At 62.1% G+C, this 16,097-nt stretch carries 13 protein-coding genes and 1 tRNA gene; 7 read left to right on the forward strand and 7 right to left on the reverse strand.

What is annotated here, in order from left to right; all coding sequences use genetic code 11:
- Positions 1–226: 226 nt before the first annotated feature.
- Positions 227–1,228: an adenosine kinase gene (locus tag ACS3WB_RS01170; protein WP_438273777.1), complete on the forward strand. Its 1,002-nt coding sequence runs from the start codon at positions 227–229 to the stop codon at positions 1,226–1,228.
- A 106-nt stretch (positions 1,229–1,334) separates the two neighbouring features.
- On the opposite strand, the gene ACS3WB_RS01175 is transcribed toward ACS3WB_RS01170, so the two are convergent.
- Positions 1,335–2,255 (reverse strand): pirin family protein, encoded by a 921-nt coding sequence (locus ACS3WB_RS01175; protein ID WP_438273778.1) that lies wholly within the window; start codon positions 2,253–2,255, stop codon positions 1,335–1,337.
- A 231-nt stretch (positions 2,256–2,486) separates the two neighbouring features.
- Here ACS3WB_RS01175 and ACS3WB_RS01180 point away from each other — a divergent pair, with 231 nt between their 5' ends.
- Positions 2,487–2,771: a DUF1330 domain-containing protein gene (locus ACS3WB_RS01180; protein ID WP_438273779.1), complete on the forward strand. Its 285-nt coding sequence runs from the start codon at positions 2,487–2,489 to the stop codon at positions 2,769–2,771.
- Positions 2,772–2,858: 87 nt separating this feature from the next.
- Here ACS3WB_RS01180 and ACS3WB_RS01185 read toward each other — a convergent pair whose 3' ends face one another.
- Complete coding sequence (locus tag ACS3WB_RS01185) at positions 2,859–3,452, reverse strand: hypothetical protein (protein ID WP_438273780.1); 594 nt, start codon at positions 3,450–3,452, stop codon at positions 2,859–2,861.
- Between the two features lie 258 nt (positions 3,453–3,710).
- On the opposite strand from ACS3WB_RS01185, the gene ACS3WB_RS01190 reads away from it, so the two are divergent.
- The gene (locus ACS3WB_RS01190; protein ID WP_438273781.1) at positions 3,711–4,841 is read left to right on the forward strand and encodes an FUSC family protein; all 1,131 of its coding nucleotides are present in this window, start codon (positions 3,711–3,713) and stop codon (positions 4,839–4,841) included.
- A 27-nt stretch (positions 4,842–4,868) separates the two neighbouring features.
- On the opposite strand, the gene gyrB is transcribed toward ACS3WB_RS01190, so the two are convergent.
- Positions 4,869–7,310: a DNA topoisomerase (ATP-hydrolyzing) subunit B gene (gyrB, locus tag ACS3WB_RS01195; RefSeq protein ID WP_438273782.1), complete on the reverse strand. Its 2,442-nt coding sequence runs from the start codon at positions 7,308–7,310 to the stop codon at positions 4,869–4,871.
- A gap of 329 nt (positions 7,311–7,639) precedes the next feature.
- Here gyrB and ACS3WB_RS01200 point away from each other — a divergent pair, with 329 nt between their 5' ends.
- Positions 7,640–7,846, forward strand: a complete 207-nt coding sequence (locus tag ACS3WB_RS01200) for a hypothetical protein (protein ID WP_438273783.1) — start codon at positions 7,640–7,642, stop codon at positions 7,844–7,846.
- A 106-nt stretch (positions 7,847–7,952) separates the two neighbouring features.
- Here the strand turns inward: ACS3WB_RS01200 and recF are convergent, their stop codons facing one another.
- The 4 genes from recF to rpsT form a co-directional block, all read right to left on the reverse strand.
- A complete protein-coding gene (gene recF, locus ACS3WB_RS01205; RefSeq protein WP_438273784.1) occupies positions 7,953–9,095 on the reverse strand; it encodes a DNA replication/repair protein RecF in 1,143 nt (380 codons plus the stop codon).
- A 141-nt stretch (positions 9,096–9,236) separates the two neighbouring features.
- Positions 9,237–10,355 carry a DNA polymerase III subunit beta gene (gene dnaN / locus ACS3WB_RS01210; protein WP_438273785.1) on the reverse strand — a complete coding sequence of 373 codons (1,119 nt, stop codon included), beginning with the start codon at positions 10,353–10,355 and terminating at the stop codon, positions 9,237–9,239.
- 192 nt (positions 10,356–10,547) lie between these two features.
- A complete protein-coding gene (gene dnaA, locus ACS3WB_RS01215) occupies positions 10,548–11,975 on the reverse strand; it encodes a chromosomal replication initiator protein DnaA (protein ID WP_438273786.1) in 1,428 nt (475 codons plus the stop codon).
- Positions 11,976–13,358: 1,383 nt separating this feature from the next.
- Complete coding sequence (rpsT, locus tag ACS3WB_RS01220) at positions 13,359–13,625, reverse strand: 30S ribosomal protein S20 (RefSeq protein WP_292610232.1); 267 nt, start codon at positions 13,623–13,625, stop codon at positions 13,359–13,361.
- A gap of 352 nt (positions 13,626–13,977) precedes the next feature.
- On the opposite strand from rpsT, the gene ACS3WB_RS01225 reads away from it, so the two are divergent.
- The 3 genes from ACS3WB_RS01225 to ACS3WB_RS01235 all read left to right on the forward strand — a co-directional run bounded on the left by ACS3WB_RS01225 (position 13,978) and on the right by ACS3WB_RS01235 (position 16,039).
- The gene (locus tag ACS3WB_RS01225; RefSeq protein ID WP_438273787.1) at positions 13,978–14,292 is read left to right on the forward strand and encodes a hypothetical protein; all 315 of its coding nucleotides are present in this window, start codon (positions 13,978–13,980) and stop codon (positions 14,290–14,292) included.
- Positions 14,293–14,846: 554 nt separating this feature from the next.
- Positions 14,847–14,923: transfer RNA gene (locus ACS3WB_RS01230), tRNA-Arg, on the forward strand.
- A 477-nt stretch (positions 14,924–15,400) separates the two neighbouring features.
- Positions 15,401–16,039, forward strand: coding sequence for a Chromate resistance protein ChrB (locus ACS3WB_RS01235; RefSeq protein ID WP_438273788.1), 639 nt, complete (start codon positions 15,401–15,403; stop codon positions 16,037–16,039).
- The last annotated feature ends 58 nt before the right edge of the window (positions 16,040–16,097 follow it).

Consider the following 16,097-nt stretch of genomic DNA (forward strand, 5'->3'; position numbering starts at 1 on the left):
CGAATGTCAAATCCAAAGCTCCACTAGAAACCTTATATTTGCTAGTGGTCCTTTGATTCTAACATTTGCAAGAACACCTGCTGCAACGGGATACAGATGTTAGAATCGGACCACTAGGCCGTGCTTGATGGCATGGAGGCGCCGTGATAGGTCGCGGCAACCCCATTTCGCGGGAGTCTGACCGGATTCCGCGCTTCCCCGCAATTGCCGCAACTGGATATTCTTAATGACTTCAGCGAAATACGACGTGCTCGGGATCGGCAATGCGATTTTCGACGTTCTGGTGCGGGCCGACGAAGGCTTTCTCGCCGCCCATGGCATGACCAAGGGCGGCATGGCGCTGATCGACGAGGCGCGCGCCGCCTCGATCTACGCCGACATGGGACCCGCGACGGAGATGTCAGGCGGATCGGCCGCCAACACCATCGTCGGTCTCGCAGGGTTCGGCGCGCGCACGGCCTATGTCGGCAAGGTGAAGGACGATCAGATCGGGCGCCTGTATATGCATGACATTCGCGCCGCGCAGGTGGCCTTCGATACGCCGCCCGCGTCCGATGGTCCGGCGACCGGCTGCTCCTACATTCTGGTGACGCCCGACGGTGAGCGCACCATGAACACCTATCTCGGCGCGGCGCAGGATCTGTCGCCTGCGGACATCGATGCGGAGGCCGTCGCTGCTGCGTCGATCCTCTATCTCGAGGGCTATCTGTGGGACCCCAAGGCGGCGAAAGAAGCGTTCCTTAAGGCGTCGCAGATCGCGCACGGGGCGAAGCGCCGGGTGGCGCTGACGCTGTCGGATGCGTTCTGCGTCGATCGCTACCGCGACGAATTTCTGCAACTGATGCGAACGGGCGCCGTCGACCTGATCTTCGCCAACGAGAGCGAGTTGCATTCGCTCTATCAGACCTCGGACTTCGATGCGGCGCTGACGCAATTGCGCAATGACATTGCATTCGGCGTTGTCACCCGCAGCGAGAAGGGCTGCGTGGTTGCGACGACGGACGGCGTCGTTGCGGTGCCGGCGTGTTCGATCGACAGGCTGGTCGATACGACAGGGGCTGGCGACCTGTTCGCGGCGGGATTCCTGTTCGGATTGGTACGGGGTGCGAGCCATGAAAACGCCGGCCGGCTCGGCGCGCTGGCCGCGGCCGAGGTGATCCAGCACATCGGCGCGCGGCCGCAGGTGTCGCTGAAGGAGCTTGCGCAGGCAAACGGCCTGCCGGCTTAGAGCCTCGCTTCTGATTGAGTTGGAAGCGAAGCTCCAGATTCCTGGTTTTGACGCGTTTTCTTTCACGCGAACTGGTCTCCACTTCGCTCGAAAACTATGAGCCGCATCAGTTTTCTGGCAGCGGAATGAACTCGTGCTCGTTCGGAACGGCTGCGAAGCGGCCGGTTTTCCAGTCTTCCTTGGCCTGTTCGATGCGCTCCTTGCTGGAGGAGACGAAATTCCACCAGATGTGCCGCGGTCCCTCCAGCGCATCGCCGCCGAGGAACATCATCCGCGCGGGCCTTGTCGCCCGCACCGTGATGCGGTCGCCGGGACGGAAAACCAGGAGCTGAGGCGCTTCGTGGCGGTCGCCGGCGATCTCGATCTCGCCCTCGACGATATAGATCGCGCGCTCCTCGTGGTCCGCGTCCAGCGGCGCGCTCATGCCGGCGTCCAAGCTGATCTCGACGTAGAACCACGGCGACACCATCTCGACCGGCGAGGTTGCGCCGAACGACCGGCCAGCGATGATCCGGGCGCGGAAACCCTTGTCCTGTACCGTCGGCAGGCTGCCCGCGCCGTAGTGCTGGAATGAGGGCGCAATCTCCTCGCGGCTCTGCGGCAGCGCAATCCAGCTTTGCAGGCCGAGCATCAACTGGCCGCTGGCGCGCTGCGCATCGGGGGTTCGTTCGGAATGCGCGATGCCGCGCCCCGCCGTCATCAGGTTCATGGCGCCGGGCTGGATTTCCTGGATGTTACCCTCGCTGTCGCGGTGCATGATGCTGCCGTCGAACAGGTAAGTGACGGTGGCGAGCCCGATGTGCGGATGCGGCCGCACGTCCATGCCCTTGCCGGAGACGAACTGCACAGGTCCGAAATGATCGAAGAAGATGAAGGGGCCGACCATCTGCCGCTTGCCGTGCGGCAGCGCGCGGCGCACCGCAAATCCGTCGCCGAGATCGCGGGTGCGCGGCACGATGACAAGCTCGAGTGCGTCGCATGTCAGGGGGTCGCCGAGAACGGGATCGTTGGAGGGAAGCCAGCTCATGTCACCTCCGTGGGAATGGGGCGAACCTGATTATCCGGCGCTACTGCGGCGCTGACAACCGCGTTCACCCGACGCTGCCCGGTTCCGCCTTCACGAAGTCGTTGCAGCGCTTGCCGAAAGCCGCGGGCAGGAGACTGGCGAGGCGCGGCTCGAAGCCGGCGGATCCCATCATAAAGTCGGAGCGCCTTCGGCTGGTGGTTTTGATAAACCTGCATCAAACGGAGATCGAGCATGGCAAAAGGTTATTGGATCGTGCGCGTTTCGATCCACGACCGGGATCGTTATCCCGACTATCTCGCTGCGGCCAAGCCCGCGTTCGAAAAGTTCGGCGCCAACTTCATCGTGAGCGGCGGCCCGTTCGATTCCATGGAAGGCACATCGCGCGACCGCAACGTGGTGGTCGAGTTCAAGGACCTCGCCACCGCGAAGGCGTGCTATCAAAGCCCCGAATATCAGGCTGCGAAGGTGGTCCGCCAGAAATGTTCGGAAGCCGATTTCATCATCATCGAAGGCTGATCCCGCGGGTGCTGCGCGCTGATTTGGCTCGGCGGTGAGCAGAGATCCGGACAGGGGTGATACCGCGCGAACAGACGCGTCCTTCGCTCAGTCGAAGAAGCCGAACGGGTTCCAGGCGCTGTTGCGGGCGTAGCGCGGAGGCAATCGCTCTATGTCCGTCGCGATCCTCGCATTGCTGCGGACGTGGGTGACGCGCTTGCGCGGAGGCGCCGTCTTTTCCGCCACCTTCGGGGATTCGATGGTCATGCCCTTGGGCATTTCCGCCCGTGCTTCGTAGACGTGATCGGCCGGCAGATAACGGAGCTGGCGTTCCCACTGCAGGCGATCGGGGGTGGGCGCGAGCGTGGCGACGTCCGGATAGACGATGGGTTGCGGATTCTGCTTCGATCGCTCGAAGCGTTCCTCGGAGCGGCGCCAGTCGTCGATCGAACTGAGAACCGCCGATCCTGCCGCGGAATCCGCGGAGGCTGAATCCTTGGAGGACAGGTCCTTCGCGGAGGAGTCTTTTGAGGTCACCGATTGCAAGCCAGTCGCCTGCAAGGTTGCGGATGCCGCGCCTGCAGTCGCGACGGTAACCGGATGTACGCCGGAAGCCGTGTCGCCGGGCCAGATCCAGTCGGCGGCTAAAAGCAAGCCGAGAAGACAGCAGCCCATGACCAGAAAATAGCGGAAAATCGGCATCACAACACCAACGCGTACGCGAACAAACAAAACACGATCTACGGGAGTAAGTTCCCCGAACGGAGTTCAGGTTCAAGACAATATCTGGAATATGGTTCACACGCCCGGATTTGAAATGCTCCGTCGTCAGTTACCACGAACATGTGACCGCAAGGCCATCGTTAACGGACGGGCTCCGCCCCTGCAAGCGACCCTGTTGCGGAATAATGCGCGACCGGCTTTAACGTCGGAACGGCTGGCTAACCCAACCTGCGGTGCATGACCTCATTCCTGAAACGCACGGCAACGCGGCTGTGGTCGCGAAAGGTGGAAATGGGCCTCGGCGTCCGGGTCACGGCCGCGGCTTTCGCCGCGCTGGCGCTCGCGATCGCGCTGCACCTTCGGTTGCCGCTGTGGGCCGTGCTGACGGCCATCATCGTGACCCAGATGAGCGTCGGACGCTCATTGAAGGCGACGCGCGACTATCTCATCGGTACCATCGGCGGCGCTTTCTACGGCGGTGCGGTCGCGATCCTGATCCCGCATTCCGGCGAAAGCGCCCTGCTGGCCGTCTTGGTGCTGGCGGTTGCGCCATTGGCCTTTCTGGCCGCGATCAATCCGAGCCTGAACGTCGCGACCGTGACCGCGATCATCGTGCTGCTGCTGCCGACGATGGGGCAGATGTCGCCGCTCGAATCCGCGATCGACCGCATATTGGAGGTGACCGTCGGGGCCATCACGGGGCTATTGGTATCGTTTCTGGTGCTGCCGTCGCGCGCCTACGGGCAGATTCGCGTCAATGCTGCGCGCGTCTTGAACCTCCTTGCCGACGCTCTGCAGGAATTGCTCGCAGGCCTCACGCGCGGGCGCGACAATGACGCGCTTCACGCGCTCCAGGACGGAATAGGGCATGCCATCAGCGATCTGAACGCGATCGGGGCCGAGGCCGAACGCGAGCGTTCGGCCCGGCTGTCCCATGGGCCGGACACCGGGCCCCTGCTGCGAACCGTGTTGCGGTTGCGGCATGACGTCGTGATGATCGGGCGGGCCACGGTGACGCCGCTGCCGGCCAACCTCCAGTCGCGGCTGGCGCAGCCACTCGCGAGGCTCAGCGAGGCCATGACGAGTTATCTGAAGGCTTCTGCCGAGGCGTTGCGGCTTGACGCCGGAGCGCCCGCCTTTCTGCCGGTGCAGACGGCGCTGGAGGCCTATGCTGCGGAAGTCGCCGCGATGCGCCGCGAGGGGCTAACGCGCGGACTGCCGGGCGACATGACCGAGCGTTTTTTCGCGCTCGGCTTTTCGCTGGAGCAGATGCGGCAGAACCTCGGGGATCTCGAACGCCGTGTTTCCGAGTGGACCGACCGGTCGGCATCGTCGAGCAAAAAGGCGGAGGACGCCGCGAAGGGATAGCGGGGCGCGATCGGGCGCGGTCCCGGTTTACACGTCCACGTTGGCGCTGAGCGAGTTGTCCTGAATGAATTCGCGGCGCGGTTCCACCACGTCGCCCATCAGCTTGGTGAAGATGTCGTCGGCTTCGTCGACTTCCTTGATCTTCACCTGCAGCAGCGACCGCTCGTTGGTGTCGAGCGTGGTTTCCCAGAGCTGGTCCGGATTCATCTCGCCGAGACCTTTGTAGCGTTGCAGCGCCACGCCCTTGCGCCCCGAGTCGGTGACCGCCTCGAACAGGCCGACCGGACCGTGAATCGCGGTCTCCGTGTCCTTGCGGCGCAGAAGACCGGGCCGCGGATAGGCTTCCTGCAGCGTCGCGGCGTATTCGTCGAGCTTGCGGGCATCGGCCGAGCCGAGCAGCGCATCGTCGATCATGGCGACGTCCTTGACGCCGCGCACGGTACGCTCGAAAAAGAAACCTTCGCCCTCGGTGAAACGTCCGCTCCAGCCGCGCTCGACCTCGTCGGCCAGCGCATCCAGCCGCCTGGCGATGTAGTCGGCGGCGGCGGTTGCGGTGGCGAGATCGCTGGTCACCTTCGGGTTAAGCACGCCGGCGATCGCGGCCTGCTCGATGACCTTACGGTTGTAGCGGCTGTGCAGATTGTTCAGCACCGAGCGGATGACGCGGGCATCCTCCACGAGCGCCCGCAGATCGCGGCCGCTGCGATCCTCGCCGCTGGCCAGCTTGAACACGCAGTCGTCGAGCCCGGTCTCGATCAGGTAATCTTCCAGCGCGCGCTCGTCCTTCAGATACTGCTCGGACTTGCCGCGGGTCACCTTGTAGAGCGGCGGTTGCGCGATATAGAGGTGGCCGGCCTCGATCAGCGCCGGCATCTGGCGGAAAAAGAACGTCAGCAGCAGCGTGCGGATATGAGCGCCGTCGACGTCGGCGTCGGTCATCACGATGATCTTGTGATAGCGCAGCTTGGCGAGATCGAAATCCTCGCGGCCGATGCCGGTGCCGAGCGCGGTGATCAGCGTGCCGATCTGTTCCGACGAAAGCATCTTGTCGAAGCGCGCGCGCTCGACATTCAGGATCTTGCCGCGAAGCGGCAGGACGGCCTGGAATTCGCGGTTGCGGCCCTGTTTGGCGCTGCCGCCGGCGGAATCGCCCTCGACGATGAACAATTCCGACTTGGCCGGATCGCGTTCCTGGCAGTCGGCGAGCTTGCCCGGAAGTGAGGCGATGTCGAGCGCGCCCTTGCGTCGCGTCAGCTCGCGCGCCTTGCGCGCGGCTTCGCGGGCGGCCGCGGCTTCCACCACCTTGTTGACGATGAGTTTCGCTTCGGTCGGATGTTCCTCGAACCAGGCGGCGAGCGCCTCGTTGATGACGTTCTCGACCACCGGACGCACTTCCGAGGACACCAGCTTGTCCTTGGTCTGCGATGAGAATTTCGGGTCGGGCACCTTGACGGACAGCACGGCGGTCAGGCCTTCGCGGCAGTCGTCGCCAGTCAGCGCGATCTTTTCCTTCCGGGCAATGGCGTCGGCATAGCCGTTGACCTGACGCGTCAGCGCGCCGCGGAAACCGGCGAGGTGCGTGCCGCCGTCGCGCTGCGGGATGTTGTTGGTGAAGCAGAGCACGTTTTCATGGTAGCTGTCGTTCCACCACAGCGCTGCCTCGACATTGATGCCGTTCATGTCGGCGCGGATCATGATCGGATCCGGCACCATCGCCTTCTTGTTGCGGTCGAGATATTTGACGAACTCGATGACTCCGCCGTCATACATCATCTGTTCGCGCTTCTCGACGGCATGACGCATGTCGGAGAGAACGATGTTGACGCCGGAGTTCAGGAACGCGAGTTCGCGCAGGCGGTGCTCCAGCGTGGCGAAATCGTATTCGACGCTGGTGAAAGTCTCGGTCGAGGCGAGAAACGTCACCTCGGTGCCGCGCTTGCCAACGGCGTCGCCGACGACTTTCAACGGCGCCACCGCGTCGCCGTGGGCGAATTCGATGAAGTGTTCCTTGCCGTCGCGCCAGACCCGCAATTTCAGGCTGCTCGACAGTGCGTTCACGACAGAGACGCCAACGCCGTGCAGTCCGCCGGAAACCTTGTAGGAATTCTGGTCGAACTTTCCGCCGGCGTGAAGCTGGGTCATGATGACCTCGGCTGCGGAAATGCCTTCGCCCTTGTGGATGCCGACGGGAATGCCGCGGCCGTCGTCGCGCACCGTCACCGAATTGTCGGCGTTGAGGATCACCTCCACCATGGTGGCATGTCCCGCCAGCGCCTCGTCGATGGCGTTGTCGACGACTTCGTAGACCATGTGATGCAGGCCGGAGCCGTCGTCGGTGTCGCCGATATACATGCCGGGCCGCTTGCGCACGGCATCGAGGCCCTTGAGAACCCGGATCGATTCCGCGCCGTATTCGACGGGCGCGGCAGGTTCGGTGGCGGCAAGTTGCTGCCGGGCAGGTTCGCTCATGAAAGGCCTTCAGAAGGTGTCCCGAATCAGCGCGAATGATCGCGGCTGAGATGCTCTATTTCTGACATGAAAGCGGCACCGCGCCTAGCGCAAAGTGACCCCTTTCAAGCTATTGAATACATGTGATTTTTAGACGGTTTTTCAAGGGCGGGAACGGCCGATTCGCGAGGCCCGAAAAAGCGCGCTTCGGGTGATCGCGCAGGCGACTGGAAAACCGGATTTCGGTCTCGTTCGGGATGGATGCGCCGTCAATCCAGGTGCGCCGGCGGTGGTTGTTGCATCCCAGCGCCGTAGCGCCTACAAGCCCGCTTTCAGCGAGATCACAGACAATGGCCCACAACTACGCGATCAACGATGACGTCCACCATCAGCTACAGGGTCCTCAGGGCCGCGCCGATGTGAAGGAGCGCAGTATCTATACCGTTGTCTCTCGCCTGCCGATCGAAGCCGATGGCCGCCCGCGCTACCGCATTAAGAGCAAGACCGACAATATCGAGCGGGTGGTCACCGAGGAACAGATCAGCCGGCTGGGTTGAGCGCTTGCGTCTAGGCGTGGCACGTCAGTAAGCCTGCAAGGGCGCGGTCGGGGGCGCAAGCCTGATCGTGCAGTGGCGGGGCCTTGCTCTATGGTTTTAGCAACCGCTATCGTGACCGGCCTGCGATCTGCCCCGAGTGGACCTCGAAAATCTCGCTCCCAGCGCCAACATTTGCGAATGCGGCCGGGTCGGCTCCGCTCATCCAGACCTGGCCCCCGAGGCTCGCAAGCGCGCCGAACAGCGCGCCGCGGCGGTCGGGATCGAGGTGAGCGACGACCTCGTCGAGCAGCAGCAGCGGTACGATCCCCGTCATCTCGGCCACGAGACCCGCATGGGCCAGCACGAGTCCGATCAAAAGCGCCTTCTGCTCTCCGGTGGAGGCGTCCTTTGCCGGCATGTTCTTGGGCGCGTAGATCACGTCGAGATCGGTGAGGTGCGGACCATCGAGCGTGCGGCCGGCGGCCGCATCGCGGGCGCGATTGTCGCGCAGGATCGCGCGGTAGCGGTCCTCCACTGTCGTCGCAGGCTCGCTGAGCAGGGCGTTTTCCATCCAGCCGTCGAGCCCGATTCCGGCCGAGGGAAATGCGGAGTTCGCGCCGCGTGTCTCCAGCGCGGCTGCAAGGCGCGTCACGGTCTGCGCGCGCATCGCCGCGACCGCGACGGCAAGCTCCGCGGTTTCTCGTTCGATGGCGTCGCACCAGTGGGCGTCGTAGTTGCGCGCTTCCAGAAGGCGGTTGCGCGAGCGCAGGCTGCGCTCCAGCGCCGAGACGCGGCTTGAATGATCGCTGTCGATCGCCAGCACCAGGCGGTCGAGGAAGCGCCGCCGTTCCGAGGCCGGCCCAGTGAACAGGCCGTCCATTGAAGGCGTCAGCCATACCATGCGCAGATGATCGCCGAACGCCACCGCTGACGCGACAGGCTCGCGATCGATCCGATAGCGCCGGCCGCCCGATGCCGCATCGGCGTCCGGCGTCTCGACGCCGGTGCCGAGCGTTGCGAGACCGAGCGCGCCTTCCACCTCGGCCGAAACGGCCCAGGAGCCGTCGCCCCGGATGTCGGCGACGTCTTCGCGCGTGGCGCGCCGCAAGCCGCGTCCCGGCGACAGCAGCGATATGGCCTCCAGGCAATTGGTCTTGCCGGCGCCGTTGGGTCCGACCAGTACGATCACGTCTTCCCGCGTCTCAAACGCAGCCGCGCCGTAGTTGCGGAAGCGGGTGAGACTCAGTCGGCGGACACGGGACGGGATCATGCGAGGTGTCATACGCGGGCTTGACCCGGGTATCCATCATCCATCCCCGAAGCGGGCACGGCAGATGGCCTGATTTCGGAACGATGGATTGCCGGGTCAAGCCCGGTAACGACTTCTGATGGGCAGATGGCTCGCCGTGACCTATACCCGCATCGGCATCAGCACGTAGAGTGCGCCCTTGGAATCCTTGTCCTGCACCAACGTCGGCGAGCCCGGATCGGCGAGCTTCAGCACTGCGGCCTCGCCCTCGATCTGCGCGGCAATGTCCAGCAGGTAGCGCGAATTGAAGCCGATATCGAGCGGTTCAGAAGCGTATTCGACCTCGAGTTCTTCGGTGGCGCTGCCGGAATCCGGATTGGTCACCGACAGGACGAGTTTGCCCGCCGACAGCGCCAGCTTCACCGCGCGCCCGCGCTCGCTGGAAATCGTCGAAACGCGATCGACCGCTGCCTCGAAATCCTTTTTGTCGACGACCAGTTCCTTGTCGTTGTTCTGCGGGATCACCCGGCCATAGTCCGGGAAGGTGCCGTCGATCAGCTTCGAGGTCAGCACGACGTTGCCGAGGGTAAAGCGGATCTTGCCTTGCGACAGTTCGATCCCGATCTCGGCCTCGCTGTCCTCGATCAGCCGCTGCACCTCGCCGACGGTCTTGCGCGGGATGATGATGCCCGGCATTCCGGCCGCGCCTTTGGGCAATGCGAGATCGACCTGGGCCAGGCGGTGGCCGTCGGTCGCGACGCCACGAAGCGTCGCGTTCTTGGCGCTGCCCGCGCTGTGGAGATAGATGCCGTTGAGATAGTAGCGGGTCTCTTCGGTGGAAATCGCGAACTGGGTGCGATCGATCAGTCGCTTGATGTCGGCGGCCGCGAGCGTGAAGGAATGTGTCATCTCGCCGGTCGCGAGATCGGGAAAATCGTTTTCGGGCAGGGTCTGCAGCGTGAAGCGTGAACGTCCGGCGCGGATGGCCAGCACCGAACGGTCGCCGTCGCCTTCCAGCACGATCTGCGCGCCGTCAGGCAGTTTGCGGACGATGTCGTAGAACATATGCGCCGGAACGGTTGTCGAACCGCCGGTTCCGGTTTCCGCAGCGAGAGTTTCGGTCACTTCGAGGTCGAGATCGGTGGCTTTCAGCGACAGCCTGGCGTTTTCGGCGCGGACCAGCACATTGCCCAGAATCGGGATCGTATTCCGCCGTTCGACCACCCGATGCACATGGCCCAGCGATTTCAGCAGTTGCGCACGTTCGACGGTGACCTTCATTGCAGATCCGTCCGATCAGTTCACGTCCTGAAAATGCCGCGGACAACCACAGCACGTAAACCCGAGTTCAAGGCCGATTTGCTTAAATCTGGCGGGACCGCAAGGTGACGCGGAAGCGCGCCCGGCGCAAGCCTTGGCTTGCCCGGGTTTTGGCTTTTTCCCATATTTTGGCGGAAATTCTCCCGCCGTGCCTTATTCCTGAAGCTGGCGTTTCAGCAGTTCGACCTCGTCGGACAGGGTCGTGTCCTTTGACACCAGCGCCTCGATCTTGCGCACGGCATGCAGCACGGTGGTGTGGTCGCGGCCCCCGAAACGGCGTCCGATCTCCGGCAGCGAACGCAAAGTTAGTGTCTTCGCCAGATACATCGCCACCTGCCGCGGCCGCACCACGTTGGCGGTGCGGCGTGAGGACAGAAGGTCAGACCGGCTGACATTGTACTGCCGGGCGACCACGCGCTGGATGTCCTCGATCTTGATCCGTCTCGGCTCCTGCGGACGGATCAGGTCGCGGACCTCGCGTTCCGCCATCTCCAGCGTCACCGGCTGGGCGTTGAGCTTGCTGTGCGCCAGCAGGCGGTTGATCGCGCCTTCGAGGTCGCGGCCATTATGCGTGATCGCCTTGGCGAGATAATCGAGCACCGGCTCCGGCACGTCGAAACTCGCATGATGAACCCGCGCGGCGTCGACGCGCGATTTCAGGATGCCGAGCCGCAGTTCTTCGCCGAGCGAGCCCATTTCGACCACGAGGCCCCCGGCGAGGCGGGAGCGCACGCGATCGTCAAGACTTTCCAGGTCGGACGGCGGCCGATCGGCTGCGATCACGACCTGACGGCCGGCATCGATCAGCGCGTTCAACGTGTGGCAGAACTCGGCCTGGGTCGATTTGCCTTGCAGGAACTGCAAGTCGTCAATCACCAGGACGTCGATGCCGCGAAGCGCTTCCTTGAACGCGAGCGCGGTCTGCGTCTTGAGCGCGGCGACGAAGCCGTACATGAACTTCTCGGCGGTCAGATAGAGCACCTTGCGCTCGGTACCGGCGTTGCCGGCCCAGGTGACGGCTTGCAACAGATGAGTTTTGCCGAGGCCGACTCCGGCGTGAATGTAGAGCGGATTGAACATGACGCTGTCGCCGCGCCGTCCCTCCGCTACCTGGCGCGCCGCGGCATGGGCGAGCGTGTTTGAGCGGCCGGTGACGAAGCTTGCGAACGTCAGCCGCGGATCGAGCGGCGAACCGCCGAGGGCGTCGTGATTGGCTGATGCCGGCACGGTCGCAACCGTCTTCAATTCGACGCTGGCGCGACCGTTGCTTTGATCAGCATGGCGCTGATCGGCTGTCGGCATCTCTTTGGCAGGCGCGGCGCAGCGCAGGGCCGAGCGCACCATCAGGTCGATTCGGCTAACATCCGGCAGTTCGGCCTGCCAGCATGCGAGAACACGCTCGGCGTAATGCGCCTGAATCCAGCTCTTCAGGAACCTGGTCGGCACCGACAGACGGACGCTTTCCCCGTGTACGCTCTCCAGATCCATCCTCGCGAACCAGCTCGAATAGATGTCCTCTCCGACGGTCGTGCGCAATCGGCCCTTCACCCGCGACCAGCGCTCCTGTTCCATATCTGACATTTTTTTTGGTTACTTTTCTGATTGAATAAGGTTGCGATGCGACCGCTCCTCATGTGAAGCGTCGCGCGTCTCGTCTTGTTCCTCCGGCGTGTCTCGTTTCAGCCACGGCCGATCGTTCGGCCGAGTACCGCAAGCGGGTTCAGATGGCGGGAAACGAAACGAACGCGAGGTCAGCAGCGACTGGACAGGCCCGGAGGCTGCGTGGGAGAGCGCAGCAAAGCGGTCGCGCTCGTGAGAATATCAGCGAAATAATTCAATGAATGAAATCCGGTGGTGTTGTTTTTGTTTGACATAAACCCCCTCCTCGCTGCGATGGACCGCGCCGAGATGTCCTCTTACATCTATTTTAAAACTAGTCTGCGATACGCCGACGTCAGGTCGGGACCGCTACGCGCACTCTAACTCACCAGTTCAACCCGTCCGCGTTCTGCGGATATGCGGCTTGGCCTGAGCGTATCTCTCCTGTTTGACAGCGTTGGAAGTCACGCTGCGATTGAGAAATTTCGACACAGAACATCCGTTCTCATGTTGCTATGAGTTGCCATTCGCTATCACATGGAAAGCTTCGCTAACGTGCATATCGCCGCCGATATGTGCGCCTACCCAAGGTTCTCTAATCCGCACTGTGTGAAGAGCCGTGAGTGCCGCGAGCCACCAAAGAAATACACGACACCCCAATTCTCGCAACGGCTTTCACGTCGCGGCTGCGTCGCACAAATCGAATGTGTCTCAGCGATGCGGTGCGCGCGCAATTACTGCGGCAGCAACGTTTTGAATCTTCGCGCGGAATCGATGTCGTCGCGCAGTGTTACAAATTCGCATCGCGGTCCAAAATATTTTAAGAGGCCGTAAAACGAGGGGATGTGCCGGTTCGTTTTGGAAGTGCTTCATTACACTATGTGGATAAGTGATTAGCGAAGCGCATTTTTTTCTGGCTGTTTTTGAGGGTAACCCGTGCAGGCTGTGTTCCCGCGATCGCCGCGCCCGCGGTTATATGCGCGTGGAAGCATTGGATATGCCAGCGGCGTGTTGGTGCGATCGGCCTTGGCAGGAGTGTCGGTCGGCGGAACGCGCCTTGAAGGCTCGCATGGTTTGGTCTCAGGCGGTATGAAACTCAATCATCGTTGAATTGCCATGCATGCTTCGTGCCGAATACTCGGCGTCATGAACCATGACGCCGATCAAAAGTGTGTCATCGGCGTGAATGTGCCGGAAAGGCGAGGCGGCTGTGACGCATCGAACCCCTTGCTCGTCGCGTGTTCCGGGTTGACCAAAAATATCCTGCGACGAGCGCGCAAAAAAAGGCCCGGCAACTTGCCGGGCCTTTTGCCGAAACGCTTTTGACCGAACTGAGGCTTGCTGACGTACAGCCTCAGGATCAGATTATTTTGCGAGCTTGGCGATTCGATGGGTGAGGCGCGAGACCTTGCGGCTCGCACTGTTCTTGTGAACGATGTTTCGCTGGCCAGCTCGCATCAACTCCGGCTCCGCGCGCTTCATCGCCTGGATCGCGGCGTCACGGTCGCCTTTCGCGATTGCTTCCTCGACGATCCGGATCGAGCCGCGCATCAGGGTCCGTCGCGACTTGTTGACGGCAGTGCGTCGGGTGATCTTGCGCGTCGCTTTCTTGGCGGAGGTCGTATTGGCCATGGTCTCGACGTATCCTTCGGCAGTGTCTCACTGCGAGGGCCGGCCGGTGGTGCCGGCCATTCGATTGCGCGAGTGAGCCTGAATGTGTTTCCGGTCGTTCCTGAAAATGCCACCCTCGAAGCGAATTGATTCGCGAGGTGCCTTTCTAACGAACAGCGGCGGCGGGATCGTCCCGCCGCCATTGGCGGTCTTATAGAGGCCATGTTTTCGGACGTCAACGCCTACCTCCTGGGGCATATGCGGCAAGAGGCTTTTCGAGCCTTTTTGAAGGCTGCCGAGGTTGAATTTCCCGGGTTCGACAGTTTTAAGGGGCCGGCTTTCAGATCCGGCAGCAGAAGGAAGAGGTGACGGCATGATCCGCGGGATTTTTCGCCTGATTGGGCTCCTGCTGCTCGCGGGCGGTTTCGTTTTTGTGATCTACGACGGCGCGCGGTCGATCGCCGACCAGACGCTGAGGTTGACCAAGCTCGGAGAATTCTGGAATGACATTCACCAGGCCAGTCAGCAGGCGGCCCGCACCCATATCGAGGCGTCGGCGCCCTGGCTGTGGGAACTCATCAAGCTGGTTCTGAACCAGCCGGCTTTTGCGGTGCTGGCGATTGCCGGCATTCTGCTGCTGCTGCTGTTCCGGCCGCGGCGACCGCTGATCGGCTATTCCCGGGATTGAAAGAGCGGAAACCATCAATGTCGTTTGCGCGGCTCACAAGGCTGCAACCGCCGTGCGCGATGCTTATGGAGAACCAATGTTCTGCTGGGAAGATGCTTCACGGCGAGGGCTCAGAAAGTGGGGTCCGCTTCTGATGGAATCAGAAGCACGGCTCCATTTTGATTCGATGCGTTTTCTTGACGCGAACCGGAATCCATTTCGCTCGAAAACGCCATTGCGCCTGGATTGCGCGAAAGGGACCGCGGGAAAGATCGCGAGAAGGCTGATGCCATTCGGGATCAGGACCTGCCGGGTTCCGGTCGGCGCGCCTCGCTGCAGACCTTCCGCCGCAGGAATGCGCGAACTCCTTCGCCTTTGCCGGTTGTTAGCCCGATCAGGCCAATACCGCTCCGGTGCGCTCCGGTCGCCGAGGCGGTCGCCCGCGCGACTTCCCGGCCGCGCCGCTGCAAAGCAGCCGCTTGCAAACCACACAGGGAGCCGTTAGCTATGGCCCGCCTTCGAGACGCCTGTCTCGAATGCAGTTGCTGTTCGCCTACCCGCGATTTCCGCGACACGCGCCCGTAGCTCAGCTGGATAGAGCACCAGACTACGAATCTGGGGGTCAGGAGTTCGAATCTCTTCGGGCGCGCCAGTCAATTCAATAGCTTACCAATATTGCGCCGTTTCAAAAGTCAATTCTGAAACGGTTTTTGAAACGGTTTTCGCTGCGTCCTGCGCTATGGCCGAGTCCTCTACTTTTCGCCACGCTACATTTCGCTGGTCATGAAGGAAGTTCGTTGACGGCAGATGGCTGGCGTACCTCGCTGACTAAGCAAAAGACCCTCCAAGAACGTGAGGTGAAGGAAGCGCGAATCTGGAAAGCGGCGTAAGCGTGAGCACGTCCCGGTCCCTCGCGGGGAGCGGGTCAGCCAGGCGTTTCAACCTTACAAGCCGGTCGGGGTAACGTCTGCGGATCGAACCGTGCCTCTCCGGACAGATGCATCATAGCTGAATTCCGCAACCCTAGGCGCGCGAGCGCCTCTGATGCGCACGGGCAAACAGTCAGCCTCGCTCTGGAGTAACACCTGTTGCATTTGGCCTGGGTCATCTGTATTGCAACAGGTGTTGCATGGAGGTTGGTATTACTCACGAACCGAATTGGCTGCTGTTCCTGGCGCAGCTTCCTGCTGCGCCCTCCAGCGCGCGCGTGGCACTTTGGCGGCGCTTGCGCGCAGCGGGTGCTGCTAGCGCCCTAAATGGAGCATGGGTGCTACCGCAAGCGGAAGGCCATGCTGAACTCTTCGCGCAACTGGCCGATAGCGTTCGAAAGCAGAACGGGAGTGCGACCGTATTTCTAGTCCAGGCGATGAGCCCAACTGAACAGGAAACGCTTATCACCCGTTTCCAAGCCGATCGAGCTCGGGAATATGATGAATTCGCAGAACGCTCGCGCGGCTTTCTTGATGAGATTAAAAAGGAGACCCGGCTTCGGAAGTTCACCTTCGCCGAACTCGAAGAGATTGAAGATGACCTCAACAAGCTTTCAGCCTGGTTCGCGAAAATCAAAACGCGCGACTTCTTTCCGGACGCCCGAATACAGAAGGCAACGGAGCAATTTGAGACCTGCGGCACAGCGTTGACCGCCTTCGCTGAGGAAGTCTACGCTCACGAAGGCGTAAATGCTCCAATAGAATGTGATGCAGATCCGCTGGACGCCAACGGCCGGGAGCACGCCCCGAAGCATCCGGGAAGACGGCAGCATGGCTAATCATGTTCTTGCCTCCCTCCATAGGTCTTCGAGCCCTGCCACGCGGAATCTGGACGCT

Source organism: Nitrobacter sp. (assembly GCF_051535215.1).
Lineage (GTDB): Bacteria > Pseudomonadota > Alphaproteobacteria > Rhizobiales > Xanthobacteraceae > Nitrobacter.

Bases quoted from the DNA above. Each gene is read 5' to 3' on its own strand.
- ACS3WB_RS01170 (WP_438273777.1), top strand. From the start codon at position 227: ATGACTTCAGCGAAATACGACGTGCTCGGGATCGGCAATGCGATTTTC.
- ACS3WB_RS01175 (WP_438273778.1), bottom strand. From the start codon at position 2,255: ATGAGCTGGCTTCCCTCCAACGATCCCGTTCTCGGCGACCCCCTGACA.
- ACS3WB_RS01180 (WP_438273779.1), top strand. From the start codon at position 2,487: ATGGCAAAAGGTTATTGGATCGTGCGCGTTTCGATCCACGACCGGGAT.
- ACS3WB_RS01185 (WP_438273780.1), bottom strand. From the start codon at position 3,452: ATGCCGATTTTCCGCTATTTTCTGGTCATGGGCTGCTGTCTTCTCGGC.
- ACS3WB_RS01190 (WP_438273781.1), top strand. From the start codon at position 3,711: ATGACCTCATTCCTGAAACGCACGGCAACGCGGCTGTGGTCGCGAAAG.
- gyrB (WP_438273782.1), bottom strand. From the start codon at position 7,310: ATGAGCGAACCTGCCCGGCAGCAACTTGCCGCCACCGAACCTGCCGCG.
- ACS3WB_RS01200 (WP_438273783.1), top strand. From the start codon at position 7,640: ATGGCCCACAACTACGCGATCAACGATGACGTCCACCATCAGCTACAG.
- recF (WP_438273784.1), bottom strand. From the start codon at position 9,095: ATGATCCCGTCCCGTGTCCGCCGACTGAGTCTCACCCGCTTCCGCAAC.
- dnaN (WP_438273785.1), bottom strand. From the start codon at position 10,355: ATGAAGGTCACCGTCGAACGTGCGCAACTGCTGAAATCGCTGGGCCAT.
- dnaA (WP_438273786.1), bottom strand. From the start codon at position 11,975: ATGTCAGATATGGAACAGGAGCGCTGGTCGCGGGTGAAGGGCCGATTG.
- rpsT (WP_292610232.1), bottom strand. From the start codon at position 13,625: ATGGCCAATACGACCTCCGCCAAGAAAGCGACGCGCAAGATCACCCGA.
- ACS3WB_RS01225 (WP_438273787.1), top strand. From the start codon at position 13,978: ATGATCCGCGGGATTTTTCGCCTGATTGGGCTCCTGCTGCTCGCGGGC.
- ACS3WB_RS01235 (WP_438273788.1), top strand. From the start codon at position 15,401: ATGGAGGTTGGTATTACTCACGAACCGAATTGGCTGCTGTTCCTGGCG.